Below are 25994 nucleotides of genomic sequence, written 5' to 3' on the forward strand. Positions count from 1 at the left end.
TTAATTACAAAGTATTAATTTATAACACTAAAAATACACAAGTTAGCTTTTTAGCTGTGATGTTGAAAATTCAATTGTTACCAATATGTTATGAATACGTATGCATTGTATTGTTATCAAAAGGGGGAGAAGCCTAGTATATCGGAATAATAAGTGTCCGGTATTCTGCATAATGTGGGTGGTATATCCGAGTATTGGACAACAATAAAAACCTTAAAGGTGAAGGGGAAAACCAATGCTCAAAAGTAAACCCAGTGTTTTATCATTGGCTTTAGCAACAGCAGGTATGAGCGTGATGTTCATGTCTTATGGCGCTAATGCAGCAGATGATATAAAGCCCATAGTGCAACAAAAAACAGTTAAAGCTGATGCTAGCCTTGAAGTGAATAAAACCACCGGTGATCAAGCTGCCAGTGGTGCGATTGCAGATGACACGCTTGCAGAAAATGATCAAGAAATCGAGCGCATCGCCGTCAAAGGCTACAGTCGTAGCCTTATCGATTCACTTAACTCTAAACGATTTAGTGACACGGTGTCCGAGCAATTATCTGCCGATGATTTAGGCGCCTTGCCCGATGTCTCAATGGCCGATGCATTAACGCGTTTACCGGGTATTTCCGCGGTACGAACCGGTGGCCAGGCCGCTGAAATTAACATTCGCGGTATGTCTGGCGGGTTTGTGTTTTCAACACTTAATGGTCGCGAACAAGTCTCTACCAGTGGTTCACGCAGTATTGAGTTTGACCAGTATCCTTCAGAGCTGATTAGCTCTGCCGCGGTTTATAAATCCCCTAAAGCTTCACTCATTGAAGGTGGCGTAGCCGGTACGGTTGAGCTGCAAACTATTAGCCCGTTAAGCATAGATAAAGACCATAGTTTTGTGGTCAATGCCCGTGGCATGCATAACGATCGCGCCAGTGAAGTGTTTGGTGCAGAAGAATATGGCAGCCGCTTAAGTTTTTCCTATCAAGGTAAGTTTTTAGAAGATACGGTAGGTATTGCGGTTGGTTATGCTCGTTTAGATCAACCTAGCGTCGCGACGCAGTTTATTGGTTTGGCTTATAACGATTCTAAAGAGTTAGATGGCCTAGCGAACGACACTAACGGCCCGGTTGATAACCCAAGCTATGAATATATTAGTGAAGGTTTTGAAATGCAGCATTTAGGCGGCGTTGAAACCCGCAATGGTTATATGGGCGCCATTGAATGGGCACCAGTAGATAACTTTGTGCTTAAAGCCGATGCGTTTATGTCTCGTTTTGACAGTGAATCGTTTGCCCGCGGTTTTCGCGCCAAATTAGGCGGCCGTAATGCCAGTGTTGCTAATCCGGTATTTGACGGTAACAGCGTCGTTGGCGGCACGTTTAATCGCACCTCAAAAAGCTATACCCGAGTAGAAATTGTTAACGATGACAATCAAGATTTTGATGAAGTAAACAACTTTGGCATTAATGCCGACTGGCAAGTGACTGACCGTTTAAATGTGAATGTTGACGTGTCGTTATCATCGGCTAAAAGTGATTTTCGCAACGGTTTGTTATGGGCCAATGTCGCCCAAGATGCTAATGCAGAACCCCCTATTTTTGATGAAAATGTGTCAATCAGTTATTTACTCAATGGCCTAGATTTACCCGATGTGGGTTTTAATCAAGCCGATGCTTTTTCTGATATAGACCGCGTAATGGTCAGTAAATACGGTATTTATCCTTTTCTGAATGAAGATGAAGTTAAAGCCTATCGTGTTGATTTTAAATACGACTTAGAAATGGATGTGATTACCAGCGTTGAGTTTGGCGCGCGTTATTCTGACCGTAACTATTCAAATGACCGCTCGGTATTTGAATACGGTAACGATGGCGCTTTTTCTAAATCTCAGCCGCCCTTAAAGCTTACTGACGACATGACCACAGTGGTCGATTGGCAAGGTGACTTTAGTTACTTCCCATCTTATTTAGCCATAGATTTAGATTCTGCGTTAAATGCCTGGTTTCCAAATGGTGTGCCGCAACCAGTACAAACCTGGGGTAATGCGGGGGGCGTTATCGACCCTCAGGGTTACACCACTAACTACTCGTGGACCATGCTACAAAGCGGTGAAGTGTATGAAGAAGTATTGTCGGCCTATGTGATGGCTAACATCGATTCTGAAATAGCGGGTATTCCTGTTACCGGTAACTTTGGTGTGCGTATGGTTGATACCGATCAATCAGCCACCATGCTGCAAAACGTTGAAGGCGATGTAAATCTCGGCGCACAAAACATTGCTGACAGCATTGGCATTATTAACCAAAACTACGCGCCAACGGTGCAAGGGGTTAGCTATACCGATTATCTGCCATCGATTAACTTGAACTTCAAAGTGGCTGAAGACTCACAAATACGGGTTGCTGCAGCCAAAGTGATGTCACGTCCACCGATCAATCGTTTAGCCGGTGATATCAGTGCATCAGTATCCGATGATGGCAAAATTAATGGTTCAAGCACCAACAACCCATTTTTAATGCCATTTTATGCAGATCAATACGACTTATCCTTTGAGCAGTATTTTGATGAAGGTGCATTTGTTGCGGCCATTTTCTATAAAAACATTGATTCATTCATTGATACCGTCGCGATTGAAAACTTTGACTTTAAAGGCAATGGATTCAACGTACCTGAATATATCACTGATGAAATCAGCGGTGAGCAAATTGCCACCACCAATGGTACTTACACCACCGCAGTGAACAACGCTGAAGGCGGTTACATTCGAGGCTTGGAACTGGCTTACACCCAAGTGTTTGCCTCGCTACCCGATGCCTGGTCTGGATTAGGTTTTAATGCGAGTTACTCCTACACAGAATCTGAAGTGCAATCAATCACTAACCTTGGCGGCGATACGACGGCCCAAGCTTTACCTGGTCTGTCTAATAACGTTGTTAGTGCCACCTTGTTTTATTCCTATGAAGGTTTTGAAACCCGCGTAAGTGCGCGTTTCCGTGATGAATTTGTCTCGGAACAAGTCGCTATTAATGAGCAAGTGGTTAACTTTGACGGCGAAACCGTGATTGATTACCAGGCATCATACCAAGTCACTGACGGTCTAGGGGTGTTGTTCCAGGTGAATAACTTAACCGACGAGCCGACAAGAAGTTACTTCGGCACCGAAAACAAAACCGGCACCTTGCAGTACTTTGGTCGCGAATTCTATATGGGGTTCACTTATGCGATGTAATCAATTAGCAATTATCAAAGTTACCAATATAACAATAACAACAAATACCAACCAAGCGGTTGCTCTACAGCAAAAAGTGATGGGGAGAAGTCAGTCATGATGACTAAGTCAACAATTACGACATTCAGTGTATTTGCACTGAGTATGACAGCACTAATGGGGTGTGGCAGTGACTCAACCGAGCCAGGCACAGTATTACTAACTTGTAATGTACCAAACGTACCTAATGCAGGGGGAACAGAGTGTGTGCCGCCACCACCATTAAGTTGCCCAGCACCTAAGTTTCCCGATGCTAATAATGAAAGCTGTATTGTCGGTTACAACCCCGACTTGCCTATGCCTTCTGTACTTGCTGGGCCTAATCAGGCTGTGTTGTATTACAACCGCATTAAAGATAAAGATAACAGCAGTGGTAATACTAATTATCCCGGTTATAAGCTCCATTCATGGAACAATGATACCTGTGACGCCTATGCGCCACCCTTTGATTCAACTGACTGGGCTAATGGCCACTCTTTTGATGGTATCGACCCAAACTACGGCGCTTACTGGTTAATCAATTTAAAAGAAGGTTACAGCGAGTGCGCTAACTTTATCATTCATATCGGCACAGAAGGTTCAGGCAAAGCATTAGGCGATGGCGATTCAGTGATGAGCCTTAAGTCTTTTGCCGATGACTCTGCCCCTGAAGCACAATTTAACCGTGCTAACTTCACCATTCACGGTGAAAGTGATGTGTATGACTATCCTATTTTAGATGTAGGCTTTGCCATTGATGGCGCCAGCGCTCATTGGTTAGATCAAAACACTTTTGTGTGGAATGAATCTTCCGATGGCATCGCTAAATTTGTATTACATCATTCGGCCACCGCAGGTATTGAAGCTGATAACGACAGTAATATCAACGGCATTCAAGTTGAGTTAACCGAAGCGACACTCACTGACGAGCAAAAAGCCCTAGTGCCACATTTAGCACAATGGCCTGCTTATGAAGCTAACTTTAGCCTTGATGAAGCGAAAAATATCGCCAAAGAACAATTGGTATTAGTGGCGTACGACAGTGATAACAAGCCCGCTGCCGCAACTCATGTTCAAGTGGCTAAAGTGTTAGATGCACTTTATACCCAGGGCGATGCAGATGCCGATGAAGCGTCATTAGGCATTATGTACGACAACGGTATTAGCGCTAAAGTGTGGGCGCCGACGGCACAATCGGTTAATTTGAAGATATATGACAGTGCTAAAAAGCTGACTAAAACTGAGCCCATGACCTTAGATAGCCTAAGCGGTATTTGGTCATTTAGTGGCGACATGAGCTTAGACCGTCAATATTATCGCTATGAAGTAAAAGTCTATCATCCAGTATCGAAAAAAATTGAAACACTGGAAACCACAGATCCCTATTCACTCAATGTATCAACCAATGGCCGTTACAGTCAGTTTATTAATTTATCTGACGATGACACCAAACCCGATGGTTGGGACGGGCACACAGTTGCAACGGTAGAAAACCCAGAAGATATCGTTATTTATGAAGGCCATGTACGTGATTTTAGTATCAGAGATGAAACCACATCAGCCGCTAATCGTGGTAAGTATTTAGCCTTTACTGAACAAGGCAGCGCGCCGGTTGAGCATTTACGTCAATTGGCTGAAAGCGGTGTTACCCATTTTCATGTATTGCCAGTAACCGATATTGCCACCATAGAAGAAGATGTGACTAAGCGGATTGAAATTACCGATACCTTAGGCATGTTATGCAGCAAGATTGCTGACAATGCTAAAGCCTGTAAAACAGAAGATAAAGCCGCCAAAATTGTTGATATATTAGCGGACTTTTTACCTGGATCTGGAGATGCACAAGACCTAGTCAATGCCATGCGCGGATACGATGGTTTTAACTGGGGTTACGATCCACAGCATTTTATTGCACCAGAAGGCAGTTATGCTTCAAGCCCTGAAGGGGTTGCACGAGTAAAAGAATTGCGAGCTATGAACAAAGCCTTGCATGAACTTGGTTTACGCGTGGTACTTGATGTGGTCTATAACCACACCAGTTCATCAGGGTTATGGGACAACTCAGTACTCGATAAAGTGGTACCGGGTTATTACCACAGATATAACGAAATCAGCGGCAAAATAGAATCATCAACCTGTTGTGACAATACCGCCACAGAACATAGAATGATGGACAAGTTTGTGTCTGATTCAATGGTGATTTTAGCCAAAGAATATGGCTATGACGGTTTCCGTTTCGACGTCATGGGTCATATGCCCAAAAGCAGTATTTTAGCCGCCCGTGAAGCTGTTCAGGCTGTCGATGCCGATAACTACTTCTACGGTGAAGGTTGGAACTTTGGTGAGGTGGCTGATAATCGATTATTCGAACAGGCAACCCAAGCCAATATGGCTGGCAGTGAAGTGGGCACCTTTAACGACCGTATTCGTGAAGCCGTGCGCGGTGGGGCGTTATTTGCCACAGACCAAAAAGATGATTACTTACGTGATCAAGATACCTTGCGCTTATCTATGGCGGGTAACTTACAAAACTACATCCTAAAAGACTTTAACGGCAATTCAGCCAAAGGCAGTAGTTTTAGCTGGAACAGCCAACCAACCGGTTACACCTTAGACCCGGCAGACAGCATTAACTATGTGTCAAAGCATGATAACGAAACCCTATGGGACATTTTACAATATAAGCATAACGTCGGTTTATCGTTAGAACACCGTGTTCGAGTGCAGAATATTGCCGCCACCATTCCGTTAATGAGCCAAGGTATTCCATTCTTCCAAATGGGCGGTGAAATGCTGCGCTCAAAATCAATGGACCGTAATACCTACGATGCCGGCGATTGGTTTAACTGGATCGACTTTAGCAAAAACAGTAATAACTGGAATGTTGGCTTACCTTTAGCACAAGACAATAAAGATAAATGGTCGGTGATTAGCGGTATTTCAGCTAACCCTAATGCCGCCGCGTCAATGTCAGAAATTGATTTTGCATCAAGTGTGTTTAATGAGTTTCTATCGATTCGTCAATCAAGCAAGTTGTTCCGCTTAACCACAGCGCAAGACATTATCGACCGAGTGGGTTTCCATAATATTGGTAAAAACCAGCAGCAGGGCGTGATAGTCATGAGCATCGATGACGGCTTAGGGCTAACCGATATTGACCCCGCGGTTGACGCCATAGTGGTGATGGTAAACGGTAGCGCACAAACGCAATCACATGCCATAGCCACCGCAGCGGGTTTTAGCTTACATGCTAAACAAATGATGTCGATTGACAGCATTGTGCAAGACGCAAGCTTCAGTCAGGGTGATACCGAGGGTACCTTTACTGTGCCGGCTTACACCACAGCTGTATTTGTTAAAACACAAGGTGATGTTCAAGGCGAAGGCTTAAGTGCCAATGCGACAGCAGGTGCACCCGATGTTGTGCCTTATGGCAGCACAGATGTATTTGTTCGTGGTGGCATGAATGGCTGGGGTGAAGTGGATAAATTCACCTATGTGGGCGCAGGTGAGTACCGCATTGCGATCACACTGGCCGCAGGCAGTTATGAGTTCAAAATAGCTTCTGCTGACTGGAGTACTGTTGACTTTGGCGCTGTTTCAGCCGATGTTGCAGCGGTTGACGAGGACATAGCTGAGCAACTGAGCGCGAAAGGGGCCAACATGACCTTTACGGCCGCTGCTGATGCAACCTATGTGTTCTCATTAGATGCTGCAAACAAAGACAACCCAGTATTAACTGTGTTCAATGAAGAGCCATTTGTCGGCACATCGGTTTACCTACGTGGTGACATGAATGGTTGGTCTACTGACAGTGAAATGGTTTATCTAGGTGGCAGTATATACCGCGCTGAAATCATGGTTACCGCAGGCACTAAAGGCTTCAAAATAGCTTCAAGTGACTGGAGCAGCGTAGATTATGGTAGCGCAGATGCTGACGGAACGGTTCAATTAGGACAGCCTAAAGCGTTAGCGGTCAAAGGGGCTAATTTAGGCTTTAATTTTGATAGCGATGCCATGTACAGCTTCACATTTGACATGCGTAACCGTAACGAACCTATCTTAACCATAGATAAAACCGATATGTTTGCCGGTAATACCGTTTATATTCGCGGTGGCATGAATGGTTGGGGTGAAGTGGATGCGCTTGCTTATCAAGGCTCATCTGTTTACACGGTTGATATCGCCATTGCCGCCGGCGATTACGAGTTCAAAATCGCCACAGGTGATTGGTCTACCGTCGACTTTGGTGCTATTGCCGCTGATGAAACCGTTGTTGAAGGTGCGATTAAAACCTTAGCTAAGAAGGGCGCTAACATGAAGTTATCTGTCGCCAGTAATGCAACCTATCGCTTTACGGTAACCGGTCCAAGTAGCGACTCACCGACCTTGAATGTGACTAAGTTGAATTAACCGATATAACGCAACAAAGTTGATTAAATATCAATAACAAAAAACCAGCGCAAGCTGGTTTTTTTATGGGGCTAGGCTGAGCAAACTAAGCTGAGTAAACTAAAGCTGAGTAAACTAAAGCTGAGTAAACTAAAGTAGAGCAAGCTGAGACTGAGTTTATCTACTCTGCTGCCGACTGTTTAATAGCTTCAATTAGGTAATCCGCACTTTGTGCACCTGAGATCAAATACTTTTGATTCAATATAATCGCTGGTACAGCACTTATGCCTCGGCTTTGCCACAAGGCCTGCTCTTGTCTAACCGACTCGGCAAATTGCTGTGATGCTAATACTTGCTCAGCTTCGGCACGGTCTAATCCAACACTGTCGGCAAGGGTTAATAATACTGCAATGTCATCAGGGTTTTGCTGCTGGGTAAAATAGCTATTAAACAAAGCGAGTTTAAGTTCAGTTTGTTTATTAAATGACTTTGCCCATTGCAGCAGCTGGTGGGCATTAAAGGTATTGTAAATACGCGATTGGTCGGTGAAGTTAAACTCAATATCCAGCGTTTTACCTATAGCCGTTAAATTGGCCCGATTCTGCTGACTTTGCAACGGTGTCGAACCGTATTTTTCAGCTAAATGCTCACCAAGGTGTTGACCTTGTTTGCCCATATTGGGATTTAACTCAAAAGGGTGCCAAGTGATCTGCACCTCAAGATCAGTAAAGGAGATTAAGGCTTGCTGAAGTCGCTTATAGCCAACGATACACCAGGGACACATAACATCTGAGACAATATCTATTTGCAGGGTTTTGAGTGACATTGGGTTAACCTATAGATTAATTTAAGTTTATTAAAGTAGGGTGCAACTAACTTAACTGATTAAATTTTAACTTAAAAAGCCACTTATTAGATGGCTTTGTGAGCTGTGTTGTAAAGCGAGTAAAAGTAGTGAACAAAGTTACTTGTTTATGTCTATACTAGTTGTGTATGGTGATGTTAAATCAAATTGAGAACAAAGTTGTTCAAATAGTTTGATCTAACTTTACTGATGTAAGCAATACAGAATTAAATTACAGATGTGACTTTGATATTCATTTTGACACTTTTTTGATTTAATCCCTTGAAATCTACAGTAAATGCCCCAAGTTCTCTTTTATGCAGTCAATTAATATGACATTAAAGAAACGTTATAACGCTAAGGACACTTTATGAAAATAAATCTTTCTGGTCACCATGTAGATGTTACTGACACTGTCAAACAACATGTAGAAGAAAAGTTCGCCAAGCTTGCTAACCATTTTCCAACCCTTATTGCATTAGACATTATTATCGCTAAAGAACACGGCGAATATGATGTAGAAGTTAGCACCAATTATGAAGGTACTCGAATTGCCGCTAAAGGCCTAGATTCAGTGATGTACCCAGCTATTTCCAGTGCTGCTAAAAAATTAGACGCAGCACTTAAACACCGTAAAGGCCATTTAAAAGCAGACTTGCATGCTAAGCCTGAAGTTACCGCGCCAGAAATTGCGTATGAAAAAGTACAAGAGATGGATTTACGTTAATTGAGTTAACGGATCCAGTTTCTAATAAAAAACGCAGCTTAAGCTGCGTTTTTTATTAGAGGCTTTAATAAATTCCAGCCTGTATGCGGAGATTAACTTATTCGCTAATCTCAGCATTGTGATACACGTTTTGTACGTCATCACAATCATCTAATGCCGCTAAAAACTTATCAAAGCTTTCGATATCTTCGCCGCTGATCTCAGTCATGGTTTGTGGTACAAAAGCTAAGTTTTCTACCTTGAAATCAATTTCTGGGAAGGCTTCAGTTAACACTGTGCGGGCATTGTTAAATTCAGATACCGGTGTAAATACACTGATAATGCCATCCTCAAGTTCTACATCGGCAACGTCAACGTCAGCCATCATAAGCAGTTCTAAAATTGCTTCATCGTCATCACCATCAAACACAAATACCGCTTGATGCTCGAACATATGGCCAACAGTACCTGGACCGCCTAGCTTGGCATCATTTTTAACAAACGCTTGGCGAACTTGAGTAAAAGTACGGTTACCATTATCCGTTAGGCAGTCAACAATCACCATACAACCACCAGGGCCAAAACCTTCATAGCGAGCCGTATCGTAGTCTTCACCACCGCCGCCACGGGCTTTTTCAATAGCACGTTCAATAACGTGTGCTGGAACTTGATCTTTCTTCGCGCGGGCAATCAAGCTACGTAGTGCTAAGTTGCCATCAGGGTCAACACCGCCTTTAGCGCAAATGTAAATTTCTTTACCGTAACGTGAGTAAATACGTGTCTTTTGGCCAGCGGTTTTCGCCATGGACTCTTTTTTATTTTGATATGCTCTGCCCATCTTAATCTCGTTTTATTAAATGTTTAATGCTAAAAATTGTCATCGATTCTAGCAGGAATCATTCAAGCTGTTTAGATCAGACTTTAAAAAACGTGTAGATAATCTATATTTAAATCAACATATGTCGGATTAAGCGAGGTTATATTCAATCAACAAAGATGATTTTGGCAACATTTTGGCAGCATTTTGGTTACCTTTGTTTCTTTTTGTATAGGATTAACGCGGTAAAAAGCATATTATTAAACTTAAAAGTGATGTGATTTTTGTTATGGCTTAATCACACCACAGTATATAAATGAACAAGATTGATAGACTGAAAACGGAATATTGGCTAATTAATCCTTCACTTAACTAGTGTCTACTGGTACGAGAGTAAAGAATGAAATCTGAATCAAAGCAAGATGCAAATAGCGATAAACCGTCATTAGCCACTGTGACAATATTATTTTATGAAGCCCCCGCAGGGCTTGAAATGCATAACACAGTATTAACTGATTTAACCGTTAGTGAGTCTGGTCGGGTGATGATCCCTGATAGCTTTCGTCGCGGAAAATCGATAATTGCGGTATTAGATGGCGAGTGTACTATTTTGAACGCTTTGGGCGAGCGAGTATTTTCTCAAAAAGTAATTGGTTAATAGCAAGCTAAACCCATACTCGAGTTCAATAAAAATGACGCTAAAGGCGTCATTTTGTTTTTAAAGCAAGCTATTAAATAATTTGTCAGCTAGTGGTAACAACACTTCTTTTGTTGGGTGTGTATGGGCAAATGTGCGCAAACCATAAATGCCCATCATTAAAAACTGCGCCTGTAATTGGCTATTAGTGTCGCTGTCGATTAGTCCCTGTAATTTTGCCGCTTCAAACACCTGCTCAATGCCGAATTGCCAGGCGTTAAGGTTGGTATTAATCAACTGACTAATATCTTCATCTTGCTCACCCACTTCATTTAACGCTTTGGTTAGCAAACAAGCCTGGGTGGCATCACAACTCAAACACTCTTCTACAATGCCCGCTAAATAAGTTTTTAAGTTGTGCAACGGGTTATTGTTATTGGTAAACAATAGTTGAAATTGCGCGCTGCGGTCAGCATGGTATTGGCCTATTGCCGCTAGCAGTAAGCCCTTTTTGTTTTCAAATGCACAATAAATTGATCCTGGGTGCAATCCAGTCGCTTTGGTTAAATCCGCCATGCTGGTTTTCGCATAACCTTTCATCATAAATGCTCGCATGGCCGCACGCAGTACAACTTGGCGATCAAACTCTGCATTTCTCATGGCGTTCTCTTTAGCATTAGTAATTATTGGGTGAGTTTAACCAATTTTGAATAAACATTCAAAAATTACTTGAATGAATATTCAAATAAGATTATCTTGAACGCATATTCAAGAACGGAGACTGTCATGTCAGCCAATTTATTCCAGCCTTACTCATTAAATAATTCATTAACCTTAGCCAATAAAATCTTAATGGCGCCATTAACGCGTTGTATGGCCGATGCCAACTTAGTACCAACCCAACAAATTGCTGACTATTACGCACGTCGTGCAGAAGCTGGATTGATCATTAGTGAAGCCACTATTATTCGACCTGACGGTCAAGGTTACCCAAATACACCTGGCTTATTCAGTCCTGAACAAATTCAAGGGTGGAAAGTGGTAACAGATGCGGTGCATAAAAATGGTGGCAAAATATTTGCCCAACTATGGCATACCGGTCGTGTAGCGCATCCACACTTTTTTGGTGGTGGTGATGTGTTATCTGCTTCAGCCGTTGCGGTTGAGGGCAGTGTCCCAAGAATGCGTGAACTGACATACCAAACACCTAAAGCTGCCACTAAAGAAGATATAGTGCAGTTAGTTAAAGATTATGCCCAGGCTGCAGCGAATGCAATTGATGCCGGTTTCGATGGTGTTGAAATTCATGGTGCTAACGGATATTTGATTGATCAATTTTTACACCATGACAGTAACCGTCGTGATGATGAATATGGCCAAACCCCTGAAAACATGTCTCGTTTTGCATTAGAAGTGCTTGACGCAATTGTTGAACGTATTGGCGCAGATCGTACAGGTCTTCGTTTATCACCGGGCGCCTATTTCAATATGGCAGGCGACAAACGTGACCGTGAGGTATTCGATTATTTATTACCACAGGTTGCCAAACGTGATATTGCTTTTGTTCATGCTGGGATATTTGATGATGCAATGGAGTTTGATTACCTAGATGGCCGCGTATCTAGCTACTTACGTAAAGTGTATCCAAAAACCTTAGTGGGTGTGGGCAGTTACACTGCGGACTCAGGCGCAAAAGCTATTTCAGACAACAAATTTGATTTACTTGCTATTGGCCGTCCATTTATTGCTAACCCAGATTACGTAGCCAAAGTGCGTCAAGGTGAAGCGGTTGTTGAATACAACGACGCTATGTTGGCTGAACTTATTTAACACCATTGTTTGATCTGCTTTGTTAGAGATCACTTAGGATATTATTTTCATTCAGATGAAAATAAAACTAAAAATCAACCCCAATTGACAATTTTAGTATCCATTTTACCACTGCTATGCAGTGGTTTTTTTTGCCTGTCATTTCAGCCGCCATTCCAATATGAATCTGATGACATTTGCTATCAAGCAACAGCTTCTTTACAATCCCGCCTTCATTTAGCACATTACGACATCGACAGGAATATCATTATGCATACCTTAGCTCAGCTTGAATCAGGCGAACTTAAAGGGCTTGCACGTGTGCAAATAGTGGCAGAACTGACCGAGTTTCCAAGAGCGATATTCTCATTAGCTGACAGTTTAGAGATTTTAGACTTATCGAATAATCAATTATCAAGCCTACCCGATGACTTTGATCAATTAAGCCAGCTGCGCATCGTGTTTTTGTCACAAAATTGCTTCACTGAATTACCAGAGGTATTAGGTCGATGCCCTAAGCTTGAAATGATTGGTTTTAAAGCCAATCAACTTACCCACGTGAGTGAACAGGCTTTACCCGACCATACCCGTTGGTTGATATTAACTGATAACCAGTTAACCCATTTACCAGAATCAATCGGCCGCTTAACCCAACTTAAAAAACTGGCGCTAGCCGGTAACCAACTAACTGAATTACCGGGCAGTATGGCTAACTGTCGTGAGTTGGAATTAGTGCGGTTATCGGCCAACAAACTGAGCCATTTACCCGATTGGTTATTCGACTTACCCAAACTCAGTTGGTTAGCATTTGCGGGTAACCCTTTTAGCCATGTTGATGAATGTTTGAATAACAGCGTGCCAATGATCCACCCAGAACACTTGCATTTCAGCGCCCAAATTGGCCAGGGTGCATCGGGCATTATATATAAAGCGCATTGGCTTGATAAACCCGTGTCCCAAGCACATTTGCCCGACAATGTAGCAGTGAAAATGTTTAAAGGCGCTATCACCAGCGACGGTTACCCAGCAGATGAGCTTGATTGTTGTTTAACAACGGGTGAACATAACAATTTAATTCCCGCCATAGGCCAAATTCATCATGGTGAACAACTGGGGTTAGTAATGGCGCTTATTCCAGAGGGTTATCAAAATTTAGGCCTGCCACCCTCATTAAGTACCTGTACCCGAGACACTTTTAACGCTGATACGCAGTATTCTGTAGAGGCGATAGCGCATATTGCAAAACAAATGAGTCACACCATGGCCCATATGCATCAGCAGCAGGTTAGTCATGGCGATATCTATGCACATAATATTATGGTGGATGATGAGTTTAAGGTGTTATTTGGTGATTTTGGTGCAGCGTCTAATTTAGCTCACTTACCGCCGCAACAGCGCCTGAAAATGCACAAAATTGAAGTGCGTGCATTAGGTTGTTTGATTGATGATTTGTTATGCTTAATTAAGCCAGAACATCCACAACAGTCAACTTCCAAGTATGCTGAATTAGCAATGTTAGCTAAGACTTGCATGCAAGAGGATGTATTACAACGGCCTGATTTTGAGCTAATTTTGAAACAGCTACTCAGCTGAATAAATCGCTAATGCTTGAGCTATGGTTGCTGCAGGTTTGCCCAGTAAGTATCCCTGGGCATAATCAATTTCATACTGGTTAAGTAAGCTGAGAATAGCGTCATTTTCGACAAACTCAGCGACGGTTTTTTTACCCATTTTATGGGCGAAAATAGCTATGGTTTCAACCAACAACTGCGCTTTAGGATCGCTATCTAAATGGCGGATCAATGATCCATCTATTTTGATAATATCAATATCTAAACTGAGCAAATGCACAAAGTTCGAATAACCTGCGCCAAAATCATCAATCGCAATTTTGCAGCCTAACGGTTTGACTAACTTAATAAAATGCTCCACCGCCTCGTAGTTAGTTATTTCTTCACTTTCTAATAATTCAAAGGTTATCCGCTGCGTGGTGTCCGGTTTACTTTTAAGTAAACTGACAATAGCCTCCAAATTTTGTGCAATGGCAATATCATCTAACGTGATGTTAACAGAAAACTCATAGGGCTGATTTTTAAACAGTGCAATTGACTTTTGCAGCATACAGCGCATTAACTGCGGATAAATGCGTGATTGTCTGGCTGCTGCCATAAACTGGTGTGGCGCTAATATTTGCCCATCGGGTAGTTGGAGCCGCATCAAACACTCAAACTTTATTGGCGCATCAATTAAAGGCTGAATAAGTTGAACATAGGGCACTACCCATTGCTCTTGTGCTGCTTTAGCTAGCATTCTGCTTTGGCGCATGTTTTCTTCAAATGCTGCTGAATTAGCCATTTCGCTGCTAAAACAGCAATAAGTCAGCTGTTGTTTTTTAGCAAAGCGCCTTGCTAAATCAGCATGCCGATGTAGTTGGTTTGCTGATGTTGTTGAACTTGAATTAGCTATGGTTGAACCAGGTATATTTTCAGTTAATACTTGCTGATTAACCGATAACAGTGCTCCGCCAATACTGACGGAGATATAATATTCACTATCTTTGATCAGCAGAGGTTTTTGACAAACATCGTCAAATAATAGCTGTCCAAGTTTTGCCAATTGTAGATGATTATTTGAACTTTCGGTTGATACTAAATTTGATACTGTGTCTGAGGTTAATATTTGAGTTGTTAATGTTACGACAAATTCATCAGGGCCAGTTTTATATAAGGTAATCGGCCTATTTTTAGCGGCTAATCGATTGGCGACCTCAAGTAAAATCTCATCACCGGTATCGACACCATAAAAGTCATTAAACTCACCAAAATCGTTAATGTTAATCACCAGCAAAGCGCCAATAGATTGCTCTGCAAGATCACTATATAATTTTTTTCGATTAGGTAGCGCCGTTAAACCATTAAAATATGCTTCTTGATATAACTTACTATTTTGCTCTGCTATTTGGGTAAAACTGTCCTGTAAAGACTGGCGCATGTTATTGAAGTTTTCAGACAGTTGCTGAATTTCATCCTGGCTATTGATGGTTAACACCTGTGACAAATCGCCCTTAACAATATTTTGAGTCCACTTGGTTAACTTTAAAATATCTTCAGTGACCATTTTACCGACACGGGTGAATAACCAACTCGATAATACAATTATCCCGCCAAGCAAGAGTAACTGAAATAGAAACATTCTTAGCAGTTCGTCACCGTAAAGCTTTACTTGAATAGACCCCGCATAGAAGCCTTTTAACTGGCCGCGATATACAATCGGCTGCACAAACTGACTAAACCCAAGTATCAACTCAGCAGTCCGTGTGCGCGATGTTTCAACCCCATTCATATTCTGCGGTCGTGACATTATTACTATCTGGCCTTTTTGCGCTTCAGCTATTGCTTTGGGCAGCAAGTCACGCCACATACCGTCAACGAAGTAGTCGCGGCTATTATTAAAACCCAGTTGTTCAGCCCGAGACTGTTGGATTTGTGCATTTTGCCCACGGTGGCGCAGGGTAATTAACTGGCCATTTTTATCCAACACAGCAAAATCGGAAAGGGTAATTTGAAATAAACTACTTTGGGTTTTATCAATGCGCGTGGTAGCAGGGACAAAAAACTGACTTAACCCCCTATTGATATTGTTTGCTTGTGTGTCCAGTTGTTCAAAATCAACTCCCTCACCATGTAAAATTAGATGCATAGCGTGCACGCTATCAATTAAACCTTGTTTAATTAATTGTCTATTTAGATGCAGTTGATAACTGAAAAATAATAGTTGCGCACAGGCCAATATCAGAATATTACTGAGTACTAATTTACGATGAAACGGTATTTTTTGGTGCAGTAACCAGTAAAGAAAGGGTTCGAGAATACAAAAGAGTAAAAATGTACCTAATAACGCTGCGGTAAGAATTTGGCTAATTAAAGTGATTTTTGGCCAATCAGCTATCCGTATAAGCGAATTTTCGCCACCCCAGGGGTTAACACTGGTTTGAGGGTTATTAGGGTCTAAAATCCACACCGGTTCGACTTTATTTTGAATAAAAAGCACTAATTTATATTCAAGATCCCCAGGGTAGACCGGTAAGTCAAAGTACCACTGCTGGTTTTGTTGTGTTAGTTGATAGAAAGTGTCGTCAATATGCCAGTCGCTGAAGCTGCCACTCACAAAGACCTTTTCAATAATTGCATCATGCTTTATGCCCCACTTATCACGAGTGGCGTTATCAACATTGACCGGCAACTGAATACGATAGGGTTCAAGCGCCCCAGACTGTAAGGCGCTAATGATGATGCTTTGTATCGGCCACAGTAAACATAAGCCAATTAATATGGCTACTCTGAATTTCCACTTATGTAAATAATGGGCAATTAAACTCATTTACTGGCGACGCCTATGGCAATCATTTAGTGTCATCACTTAGTCAAAACTTATCGAATGAAACCGCGACACATGCCATCCTTAATACGAGTAATAGAACATCTGACGGATAGACTAACCAGAAAATCAAATGTAAGTATTTTGTTACTTGTAATATGCGGTGCAAAACTGATTCGGTCAAGCCTAGTATTAACTAAAAACAATATCCTAACCTGATATTTTAGTTTGCCAATTACTGCCATAAGAGTGGTAATACAAGTTGCACTTGGCAGCTAGAATGATGGGCCTGCGGAAGATAAAAATCAGTGTAGTTGAACTGAAAAGAAAGTGCTTTTATGTAAATCAGTATCTGCATAATTGCATATAAGGTATTATCATCAAATGATAATGTTTTAATGGGAGTGACCCTAATGGAAAATAAAACGGCACGCTTTACTGTGCTACTCGATCCAAGTAAAAAGCAGGCATTTGAGCAACTGTGCGCATCGCAAGACCTAACGCCATCGCAAGTTGTACGTCAGCTAATTCGCGGTTATCTTGAACAACATGATGTGAGCTATGGTGATCAACAGCCGACTAATAACCCAAAAGTGAAGAGCTAACCACCATTTCAGTCTTAAAAGATGATGCTGGATTGAGTGTAAATGATAATTTCATTATAATGCCATTATCATTTTGGTCAGAATGCAGCTTAAAGCCTAATAGACTCGTTATTGAGTCAGCATCGCATATAAAGTTCTGGCTGTTACAGTATGTTAATTAAAGAGAATTAGTGATGAGCGATACAATCCCACCATGCCCCAAATGTGAGTCACCATACGCCTATTCAGACGGCACGTTATTAATTTGCCCAGAATGCGCTAATGAGTGGAACCCAAATGAAGTGGTAGTAGACCCAGACGTTATCATTCTTAGCGATGCCGTAGGTAACTTGCTTGCTGAAGGTGACAAAGTCACCTTAATCAAAGATCTAAAAGTAAAAGGGTCTTCTTTGGTATTAAAAGTCGGCACAAAAGCGGTTATTAACCGTTTTGTCGCAGGTGACCACGACATCGATTGTAAAGTAGATGGCAACGGCCAAATGATGCTGAAATCGAAATTTGTCAAAAAGCAGAGCTAGTGAAATAAGCTATGGGTTAATACTTTAGCCTTGCTTCTTTTTAAGCTTACGAAAATACCTGCCAAGTGCAGGTATTTTTTTGTTGCGGTAATATGAATTAGTTACTATACCTTTCAATTGGTTATGTTAATCTTGGAATTATGTCTAGCGCCTAAAATAACTAAACTCAGTATGACCATAGATTTCTACAACCAGCATTCTGATGCTTTTTATTCTGATACTGTTAATGTGAATATGACAGCCCTTTATAATGAGTTTATTCCCCTCATTCCGTTAACTGGACATATCCTTGATGCAGGTTGTGGCAGCGGTCGTGACAGTGCTTACTTCATTCAACAGGGTTTTAAGGTCACCGCATTTGACGCTAGCGAAGCCCTAGTTAAGAAAGCGACATTATATACAGGCCTTGAAGTCTCACTCGCCACTTTTGATAGCTTTGACACTAAACTGAAATTTGATGCAATTTGGGCATGTGCATCATTATTACATGTGCCTAGCCCTTTAATCGCCAATACTTTTAAGCGTTTAGCCTCACATTTAGCCGTTGGGGGGATTTTCTATTGCTCATTTAAGTATGGTGATGATGATATAAATCGAGGCGGTCGCTTCTTTACCAATGCTAATGAACAAAGATTAGCTTCGTTTATTGTTAACTCTAATTTATCAATAAACAAAACATGGATAACTCAGGATGTCAGACCCGATAGGCAAGATGATAAGTGGCTTAATGCCATTTTGATAAAACGGTAACACCATGGCTATCACTGGAAATGACATAGATAACATAGCTGCTGGTTTTCAGTATCAACTTAAAGATGTGGTTGATGTTGGTCGTTTGTATGTTTATACAGGTGGAGGAAGTCAATATTCTGCTTTAGATAAACCTGCTGTATTGGTTGATCACACATTATACGATTTATCACCAACGTCATTTCATTATGTAAGCTATACAAGTTATCAAAACAAACTCATGCATCGATATCAGGGGCTTTATCGTTTTTGTGCATCTGACAAGCTGCAATTACTCAATGATTGGCAAGACTTTCTACTTGATGAAATTGAAGATATTGAACTAAGAAAGTTTGGTGCGAATAGATCTGAGGATCATATTGACCCAACGCCACCAGAATATAAGTTTGCCGAGTTATTTGAACAAGTTTATGGTGCGGCATCTATCCATGCCTTGCAAGCAGAAGCACCCTATATTGATAGGTTAGGTCATAAACGTTACGTCGACTACATTCTCCAACGCACCACTAATCCCATTGCTATTGAACTCAATGGTGAAACTTATCATCACCCTTTATCTGCTTTAGTGACTGAAAATAAATACCGCTCACAACTGTTTAAGCAGAACTCATTAGTTAAAGATGGTTACTTGGTTTATCGATGGTCTGATAGGGGGATGAGTGACGAGTTTAAATTTGAAGACCAAATAAAAGATTATTTTGGTGATGCAAATAGCTTTAAAAAGTCGCCGCTTTATAGGGCACAACGAGCATACAATTTCGAGATATATCAACATCAACAAGATGCAGTAGATAATCTCATTTTTAAACGTGAAAACGGTCAAAACAGCTTTTTAGTCGTGTTGCCAACTGGAACGGGGAAAACCGAAGTCTTTATCGAAGACTTTAGATTACAGTTTCAGCAATCCAAAGCTAAACAGGTACTTGCCATCGTACCTACCCGAGATTTACGTCAGCAATTAATAGAGCGAATACAAAAGCGTCTACCAAATATCAACGTTGGTCTTGAGTTATCAAATACTCAATTGGATATTGTGGTGCAAACAAGCGCCTATGTATTGCGGCATTATCGTAAATTAGCTAAAGATTATTTTGACTATATTGTAGTTGATGAAGCTCATCGAGCTGGTGCAGACGGGTTAAGGCAAGTGTTAAGTTATTTCTCTCCAGAAACCTTATTAGGCTTAACGGCAACGGATCAGCGATATGATCAGCGTCAATTGGCTGATATTTTTGGTCAGTATGAAGTTGAAATGACACTGGAGGAAGCTATTCAGCAAAAGCTAGTTCCTCAGATAAGGGCTTTTCGACTAGAGTCAAATATCGACTTTTCAAAAGTGCGTTTTAATGGCAAAGAATTTGTTAAAAGTGACTTACAAAAAACAGTCATCTTACCTTCAAGGGATCAACTCATTGTTGATATGTTGAAGAAGTATTTCTTTACTCATCATAGCGAATACAAAATTAGTGCCCAGCAGGGCGTTATCTTTTGTGTGGATATTAAACATACTCAACGAATGGCTGCATTGTTGAATCAGTCAGGCATAACAGCAGTGGCAGTTAGCGGTAAAGATCGCTCAGGCCTTGCTTTATACCAGCAAGAGAAAGTACAAATAATTTGTGCATGCGAGTTACTGAATGAAGGTTGGGATGCCCCACAAACCAGTATATTGGTCATGGCAAGGCCGACTATGTCAAAGGTGCTGTATACCCAGCAGTTAGGCCGGGGAACAAGAAATCATCCAGGAAAAGAAGCATTATATGTGATTGACGTTGTTGATAGTTATGGCGCTGTGATTAAGCCTTGGTCAATTCATGGATTGTTTAATTTAGGATTTTATCAACCCTTTGGTGATGTGGTAAAAGATGTCCATGGCACCCTACAGCATGATCTGATTATCCTAGATGGCTTGTGGGAGTCTGAGCGAAGAATTGAGCCAATTAATATCTTTAACTTTGAAAAAGAATTTAGTGATTTACTCAATGAAGAGCAACTTGCACGAGAGCTCTTTATATCAACGGGTACTGTTAAAGCGTGGATGAGAAAAGGTGAACTTATTGCAAGTAAAACGATTCCCTTTGGCAGTAAAACCTTAAATTATTTCAGCCAGCAAAAGCTTGATGATCTTAGACAAGATAAAAATATCCCTATTCGTACCCAAGATACCCGTAAAGCTGATTTTATAGAGTTTATTGAAAAACGAGATTATACCTATTCATATAAAATCATCTTTATGCTGATCATGATTAACCATCATAATCCGCAAGGTGAAGTCGACATTGATGAAATGGTTCAACATTACAGCGGCTTTTACCAGACTATGTTAGATCAATATGGTCGAAGTGAAAAAGAGCATAATCCGCTTAACCGCCATGAAAATTTATTTGATAATGCTTATATTAAACGCAGTATAGGCAGTAATCCATTTGAAAAATTTGAGCGAAAACGGTTCTTTTATCAGTGTAATGAACTCAGTTTAATGTCCTTTGACACTGTGCTATGGGAAAAGCTTGAAGAGAGCGATCTAAAGCAGATTAATAAACAAATGCTAGCTGACTTAAAAGATTACTACGCCAAACTCGATATTATATTAAAACCATCAGATTTAAACTCGCTGCATTTATCAACCAGTGCGTTATCTATGCTAAATGATGCACCCCAAGATAATGTTATATACCTTCCATTCTATGAAGATTTAAAAATTGCGTGCGGACATTTTAAAACCAGTTCAGCCGAACAAGTTCGTACCATTAAAGTCCCAGCACACTATGGCAACTTAAATTCTCAGAAACACTTCATCGCGCGCGCAAAGGGCGACTCAATGAATGGAGGTAAACAGCCTATTTGTGATGGCGATTATTTACTGTTTGAGTGGATTACTTCAACCAGTGCGGGCTCAATATCCAATCATACTCTTGCGATTGAATTATTAGATGAAACCGGTGATCCCCAATATTTATTACGTAAAGTGAAAAAGCTGGGGCAAGGTCAGTACACTTTAAGTGCCAATAATCCTGATTATCAAGACATGCTATCAACAACCTCAATGAATACCTTTGCAAGGTTTAAAGGAGTTATTGAGGTTTAGCGATACAAATAGGACGCGGGTTCAAGTCCCGCCGCACATCTGAATCGGATCAAAATAGAAAGCGATTTTCGCTGCAACAATATAAGTAAAAAAAAAACAAAAAGGGCTTAGCATTGCTGCTAAGCCCTTCTATAAATTGGTGGGGCGGCGTCACCTGAATTAGTGCTTTAATATATTGTTTATAAATGACTATTGTAATGTTGATTGTTGTTAGTGTTACTTCTGGTGTTACTAAAAATAATTTCCACGCTTACAACTAAAGTTATCTCTAGTTGAAATATTTACAAAATAAGCTCCGACCATATCCGCGCGAATCCAGCGCAAACCAGCACTGTTTTTTGTGAATCGAGTTCATCATAATTTTAAGCTCGCTCGAAGCCTATCGTAACCAGTAACTAAGTTAACTAACACTGGGTGTCATAAACAATGATTGCTCACTGAGCATTCAGTGAGTCATCAGTGATCACTCAATGTATGCTCATTACTACATCGACCGGTCAGTCTTGAGTGCTCAGTGATAAAATTATCTTGCCATTAATAGAGCTTGGTTTTTACTTACTAGGCTTCAAAGGGGCTTCAAAGGGGCTTCAAAGGGGCTTCAAAGGGGCTTCAAAGGGCTTCAAAGGGCTAGAGTTAATAATCATAAACGTTTATCAACATTCTAGTTCTTAACTCTATGCTAGTTAAAGACTTTGTGGCAAACTCGAGTTTAAACTTTTATGAATTAATTGTTTGGGTTAAAAGTTGATAGTTATCTATGGAAGGGAGCACTGATGGGAAGCAATGTTAATAACTTCGATTTTCTCAAACATCACGACGAGTTATTATTTCGTTTAGCGCTAACAGCGGAGTCATGCTTCGCGCCAGATCCTAACACTACGCTATTAAAGATGCGTCAGTTAGGTGAAGAGTTAGCCAAGAACATTGCGGCTCGTGTAGGTGTTGAGTCTGGCAAAGATATCAAACAGATCGATTTACTCAAAAACCTTGATTACTCCTTAAGGCTTGATCAACGAATCAAAGATGCATTTCATACCATTAGAAAACTAGGCAATAACGCTAACCACGATATTACTTCAAATAGTCATAGAGATGCCTTGCAGTCTCTGCAAATTGGTTATGCTCTAAGTGTTTGGTACCACCAGCTTTATGGTGGAGAAAAAGCAAAAGGATTTAAGCCTGGGCCCTATATAAAACCCAAAGACCCTTCTGATGAAGTTCGAATGCTCGAAGAAAAAATGCTTGAGCTTGAACGCAAACAGCAACGGACGACAGAACGATTAGCTGTTGCTGAATCTATCAATCAATTAGCCACAGAAAAAGCAGAAGCCGAGCGGAAGCGCTCTGAGAAAATGCTTGCCGAAAGCAAAGTATGGGAAGAGGTTGCAACTGAACAAGAAGCGCAGCTAAACGAATATAGAGCGAAGATGGAAGCGGCTAATCAAGAGTTATTGATTAGCTTCCAGGCTAAAGATCAAAAAGATAAAACGAAAGAAATCACACGTATTGAGAAACTGCCATTTCATATGGATGAGGCAGAAACACGCATCATTATTGATAAGCAACTGAACGATGCAGGTTGGAAAGCCGACAGTGTTAACCTCAGATTCTCCAAGAATGTTCGCCCAGTACCTAATGAAAATCGTGCTATCGCCGAGTGGCCAACTGAATCTGGTCCAGCGGACTATGTGCTATTTATGGGCCTTACACCTGTTGCTGTTGTTGAAGCTAAAAAGACTGCTAAGAACGTCTATGGCTCGATAGATCAAGCAAAGCGCTATGCAAAAGGACTCAAACCCAAAAATGCATTTACTATTGATACCGTATGGGGCGAGTACAAAGTTCCGCTAACATTTGCAACTAATGGCAGACCTTACCTTAAGCAACTTGAGCAAGAAAGTGGCATTTGGTTTCTTGATGTAAGGGATAACGCCAATCGGCGTAAAGCATTAAAAGGTTGGTATACGCCAACAGAAATAAAATTATTGCTGAAGCAAACTCCACAGCAAGCCGAGCAAAAACTCAATGCCATGGATTTTAATTACGACCTCAAATTACGTGACTATCAAGTTGATGCAATTAAGGCCGTAGAGCAAACCATTAAAGATGGTGAAGATCGTGCTCTAGTGGCTATGGCAACGGGTACTGGTAAAACAAAAACCTGTATCGCGTTAGTATATCGTTTACTTAAATCCGAGCGTTTTAGACGAATACTCTTTTTAGTTGACCGTTCAGCATTAGGTGAGCAAGCGGCTAATGACTTTAAAGAAGTGCGAATGGAAAATTTGCAAACCTTTGCCGACACCTTCGAACTAATGGATTTAGATGATAAAAGACCTGATGACAGTACCAAGGTCCATGTAGCAACTGTTCAAGGTCTCGTGCAACGTATTTTATATCCGAGTGATAACGATATTAAACCGGGTGTTGGTCAGTACGATTGTATTGTAGTCGACGAATGTCATCGCGGTTACTTACTCGATAGAGAGCTGAGCGATACTGAAATTCTGTTTCGCGACCAAAAGGATTACCAATCAAAGTACCGCTCAGTCATAGATTATTTTGATGCATTTAAGATAGGTCTAACCGCAACGCCAGCACTTCACACCGTTGATATTTTTGGTGAGCCCGTATTTAGCTATAGCTACACGGATGCTGTGCTCGATGGTCACTTAAATGACCATCTTCCGCCTATTCGCATTCATACTAAACTTTCAGAACAAGGCATACATTACGAGGTTAATGAGGAAGTGAAAGTATATGATGTCGAAAATAATGACATCAAAATTTATAACACCCCAGATGAACTCGATTTTGATGTGTCAGAGTTTAACAAAAAAGTTATTGCTCCTAGCTTTACTAAAGTGGTCACTGAATGGTTAATCCAAAGCGATTCTATTAACCCTTATTCAGAAGCTAAAACACTCATTTTTTGCGTAACGGATAAGCATGCAGATGAAGTGGTAGAAGCGCTAAAGCAAGCCTGTGAAGATTATCATGGTGAAGTTGAAGACGATGCTATTCAAAAAATCACTGGTGCTACAGATAAACCGCTAGAAAAAATCCGTTTATACAAAAACGACCGCCTTCCAAATGTTGCTGTTACCGTTGATTTACTTACAACCGGTATCGATGTGCCCAAAATTTGTAATTTAGTCTTTTTGCGACGAGTGAACAGCCGAATCTTATTCGAGCAAATGTTAGGGCGTGCAACTAGGTTAAGTCCTGAAATTGGTAAAGGGCCATTTAAAATCTACGATGCGGTTGATATTTATAAGCAGTTAGAAAACGTCAATACCATGAAGCCAGTAGTCACTAATGTTGATATCAGTTTTACGGAATTAGAGCGTGAAATGGGAAATGCTGCGAACGAAGATTTACAAGCTTTGGCTAAAAATCAGTTTATCGCTAAGTTACAAGTAAAACGACGTCACCTTTCACCAGAACAACAAGATAAGTTTGAAACGCTGACTGGTCAGCCACCAGCTGAATTTATTAAAGACTTGAAAGCAATGCCTGTTGAAAAGATAGCCGAATGGTTTACTCGGCACCCTGGTCTAGGTGAGCTGCTAGACGAAAAAGTTAAAGGCGCTGGTGGCGGTAACACACAATATATTTCAGACCATGAAGATGAATTTACTAAAACCACCACAGGTTATGGCGATGGCCAAAAACCTGAGGATTATTTAAGCTCTTTTAACGACTTTGTTAATGCCAACAGCAATCGTATGCTCGCAATTCAAACAGTCGTGCAAGCGCCATGGGAATTAACCCGTCAAAGCTTAAAAGAACTGGCATTAGTGCTTGAACAAAACAAGTTTAGAGAACAAGATCTGCAGGTCGCTTGGAAAGAAGTTAAAAGTGAAGATATTGCCGCTCGTATCATCGGCTTTATTCGACAAGCCGCTATTGGTGAAGCGTTAATTCCATTTGAACAAAGAGTCGATCAAGCACTTAAGCGAATACTAGCAAGTCAAGAATGGAAAACACCGCAAATACAGTGGCTCAATACGATAGCCAAACAAATGAAGGCTACTACCATTGTTGACGAAGCCGCGCTAGACCAAGGTATATTTTTACACCAAGGCGGAACAAAGCGCGCGAACAAATTATTTGAACAACCCGTATCCAATGTACTACTCATGTTTAATAAGGCCCTTTGGCAAGCTGATATGAGTAAATCTGCATAAGTATATTTTTATAAGAAATTCATTTTAAA

At 41.0% G+C, this 25994-nt stretch carries 15 protein-coding genes; 11 read left to right on the plus strand and 4 right to left on the minus strand.

The genetic code is table 11. The annotated features are described in order from the left end of the window. Nucleotides 1-235 precede the first annotated feature (235 nt). Together ACRWP9_RS07805 and pulA are read left to right on the plus strand one after the other, a co-directional pair. Nucleotides 236-3214 carry a TonB-dependent receptor gene (locus tag ACRWP9_RS07805; protein ID WP_434928633.1) on the plus strand — a complete coding sequence of 993 codons (2979 nt, stop codon included), beginning with the start codon at nucleotides 236-238 and terminating at the stop codon, nucleotides 3212-3214. A gap of 96 nt (nucleotides 3215-3310) precedes the next feature. Next, the gene (gene pulA, locus ACRWP9_RS07810) at nucleotides 3311-7645 is read left to right on the plus strand and encodes a pullulanase-type alpha-1,6-glucosidase (protein ID WP_434928634.1); all 4335 of its coding nucleotides are present in this window, start codon (nucleotides 3311-3313) and stop codon (nucleotides 7643-7645) included. Between the two features lie 160 nt (nucleotides 7646-7805). Here the strand turns inward: pulA and ACRWP9_RS07815 are convergent, their stop codons facing one another. After that, complete coding sequence (locus tag ACRWP9_RS07815; RefSeq protein WP_434928635.1) at nucleotides 7806-8450, minus strand: DsbA family oxidoreductase; 645 nt, start codon at nucleotides 8448-8450, stop codon at nucleotides 7806-7808. 388 nt (nucleotides 8451-8838) lie between these two features. Here ACRWP9_RS07815 and hpf point away from each other — a divergent pair, with 388 nt between their 5' ends. Then, entirely contained in the window at nucleotides 8839-9195 is a 357-nt protein-coding gene (hpf, locus tag ACRWP9_RS07820) for a ribosome hibernation-promoting factor, HPF/YfiA family (protein WP_226410613.1), read from the plus strand. 97 nt (nucleotides 9196-9292) lie between these two features. Here the strand turns inward: hpf and ACRWP9_RS07825 are convergent, their stop codons facing one another. Beyond that, nucleotides 9293-10012 (minus strand): YebC/PmpR family DNA-binding transcriptional regulator, encoded by a 720-nt coding sequence (locus ACRWP9_RS07825; protein WP_434928636.1) that lies wholly within the window; start codon nucleotides 10010-10012, stop codon nucleotides 9293-9295. Between the two features lie 379 nt (nucleotides 10013-10391). Between ACRWP9_RS07825 and ACRWP9_RS07830 the strand changes: the two genes are divergently transcribed. Then, nucleotides 10392-10649: a TIGR02922 family protein gene (locus ACRWP9_RS07830; protein WP_434928637.1), complete on the plus strand. Its 258-nt coding sequence runs from the start codon at nucleotides 10392-10394 to the stop codon at nucleotides 10647-10649. Between the two features lie 60 nt (nucleotides 10650-10709). On the opposite strand, the gene ACRWP9_RS07835 is transcribed toward ACRWP9_RS07830, so the two are convergent. Beyond that, nucleotides 10710-11288, minus strand: a complete 579-nt coding sequence (locus ACRWP9_RS07835; protein ID WP_226410610.1) for a TetR/AcrR family transcriptional regulator — start codon at nucleotides 11286-11288, stop codon at nucleotides 10710-10712. A 126-nt stretch (nucleotides 11289-11414) separates the two neighbouring features. Between ACRWP9_RS07835 and ACRWP9_RS07840 the strand changes: the two genes are divergently transcribed. Then, the gene (locus tag ACRWP9_RS07840) at nucleotides 11415-12458 is read left to right on the plus strand and encodes an alkene reductase (RefSeq protein ID WP_434928638.1); all 1044 of its coding nucleotides are present in this window, start codon (nucleotides 11415-11417) and stop codon (nucleotides 12456-12458) included. Nucleotides 12459-12707: 249 nt separating this feature from the next. Continuing rightward, a complete protein-coding gene (locus ACRWP9_RS07845; RefSeq protein WP_434928639.1) occupies nucleotides 12708-14030 on the plus strand; it encodes a leucine-rich repeat-containing protein kinase family protein in 1323 nt (440 codons plus the stop codon). Here the strand turns inward: ACRWP9_RS07845 and ACRWP9_RS07850 are convergent. Beyond that, nucleotides 14019-16817, minus strand: a complete 2799-nt coding sequence (locus ACRWP9_RS07850) for an EAL domain-containing protein (protein ID WP_434928640.1) — start codon at nucleotides 16815-16817, stop codon at nucleotides 14019-14021. The two genes, ACRWP9_RS07845 and ACRWP9_RS07850, sit on opposite strands and share 12 nt — an antisense overlap. 410 nt (nucleotides 16818-17227) lie before the next feature. Between ACRWP9_RS07850 and ACRWP9_RS07855 the strand changes: the two genes are divergently transcribed. The 5 genes from ACRWP9_RS07855 (at nucleotide 17228) to hsdR (ending at nucleotide 25965) form a co-directional block, all read left to right on the plus strand. Then, nucleotides 17228-17419 carry a ribbon-helix-helix domain-containing protein gene (locus ACRWP9_RS07855; RefSeq protein WP_226410606.1) on the plus strand — a complete coding sequence of 64 codons (192 nt, stop codon included), beginning with the start codon at nucleotides 17228-17230 and terminating at the stop codon, nucleotides 17417-17419. 173 nt (nucleotides 17420-17592) lie between these two features. Then, the gene (locus tag ACRWP9_RS07860; protein WP_226410605.1) at nucleotides 17593-17937 is read left to right on the plus strand and encodes a zinc ribbon domain-containing protein YjdM; all 345 of its coding nucleotides are present in this window, start codon (nucleotides 17593-17595) and stop codon (nucleotides 17935-17937) included. A 132-nt stretch (nucleotides 17938-18069) separates the two neighbouring features. Further along, nucleotides 18070-18687 carry a class I SAM-dependent methyltransferase gene (locus ACRWP9_RS07865; protein ID WP_434928641.1) on the plus strand — a complete coding sequence of 206 codons (618 nt, stop codon included), beginning with the start codon at nucleotides 18070-18072 and terminating at the stop codon, nucleotides 18685-18687. Nucleotides 18688-18691: 4 nt separating this feature from the next. Further along, the gene (locus ACRWP9_RS07870; RefSeq protein WP_434928642.1) at nucleotides 18692-21775 is read left to right on the plus strand and encodes a DEAD/DEAH box helicase family protein; all 3084 of its coding nucleotides are present in this window, start codon (nucleotides 18692-18694) and stop codon (nucleotides 21773-21775) included. A gap of 773 nt (nucleotides 21776-22548) precedes the next feature. Beyond that, nucleotides 22549-25965, plus strand: coding sequence for a type I restriction-modification system endonuclease (hsdR, locus tag ACRWP9_RS07875; protein WP_434928643.1), 3417 nt, complete (start codon nucleotides 22549-22551; stop codon nucleotides 25963-25965). The last annotated feature ends 29 nt before the right edge of the window (nucleotides 25966-25994 follow it).

Source organism: Shewanella sp. HL-SH2 (assembly GCF_051164935.1).
GTDB lineage: Bacteria > Pseudomonadota > Gammaproteobacteria > Enterobacterales > Shewanellaceae > Shewanella > Shewanella glacialimarina.

Bases quoted from the DNA above. Each gene is read 5' to 3' on its own strand.
- ACRWP9_RS07805 (WP_434928633.1), top strand. From the start codon at position 236: ATGCTCAAAAGTAAACCCAGTGTTTTATCATTGGCTTTAGCAACAGCA.
- pulA (WP_434928634.1), top strand. From the start codon at position 3,311: ATGATGACTAAGTCAACAATTACGACATTCAGTGTATTTGCACTGAGT.
- ACRWP9_RS07815 (WP_434928635.1), bottom strand. From the start codon at position 8,450: ATGTCACTCAAAACCCTGCAAATAGATATTGTCTCAGATGTTATGTGT.
- hpf (WP_226410613.1), top strand. From the start codon at position 8,839: ATGAAAATAAATCTTTCTGGTCACCATGTAGATGTTACTGACACTGTC.
- ACRWP9_RS07825 (WP_434928636.1), bottom strand. From the start codon at position 10,012: ATGGGCAGAGCATATCAAAATAAAAAAGAGTCCATGGCGAAAACCGCT.
- ACRWP9_RS07830 (WP_434928637.1), top strand. From the start codon at position 10,392: ATGAAATCTGAATCAAAGCAAGATGCAAATAGCGATAAACCGTCATTA.
- ACRWP9_RS07835 (WP_226410610.1), bottom strand. From the start codon at position 11,288: ATGAGAAATGCAGAGTTTGATCGCCAAGTTGTACTGCGTGCGGCCATG.
- ACRWP9_RS07840 (WP_434928638.1), top strand. From the start codon at position 11,415: ATGTCAGCCAATTTATTCCAGCCTTACTCATTAAATAATTCATTAACC.
- ACRWP9_RS07845 (WP_434928639.1), top strand. From the start codon at position 12,708: ATGCATACCTTAGCTCAGCTTGAATCAGGCGAACTTAAAGGGCTTGCA.
- ACRWP9_RS07850 (WP_434928640.1), bottom strand. From the start codon at position 16,817: ATGAGTTTAATTGCCCATTATTTACATAAGTGGAAATTCAGAGTAGCC.
- ACRWP9_RS07855 (WP_226410606.1), top strand. From the start codon at position 17,228: ATGGAAAATAAAACGGCACGCTTTACTGTGCTACTCGATCCAAGTAAA.
- ACRWP9_RS07860 (WP_226410605.1), top strand. From the start codon at position 17,593: ATGAGCGATACAATCCCACCATGCCCCAAATGTGAGTCACCATACGCC.
- ACRWP9_RS07870 (WP_434928642.1), top strand. From the start codon at position 18,692: ATGGCTATCACTGGAAATGACATAGATAACATAGCTGCTGGTTTTCAG.
- hsdR (WP_434928643.1), top strand. From the start codon at position 22,549: ATGGGAAGCAATGTTAATAACTTCGATTTTCTCAAACATCACGACGAG.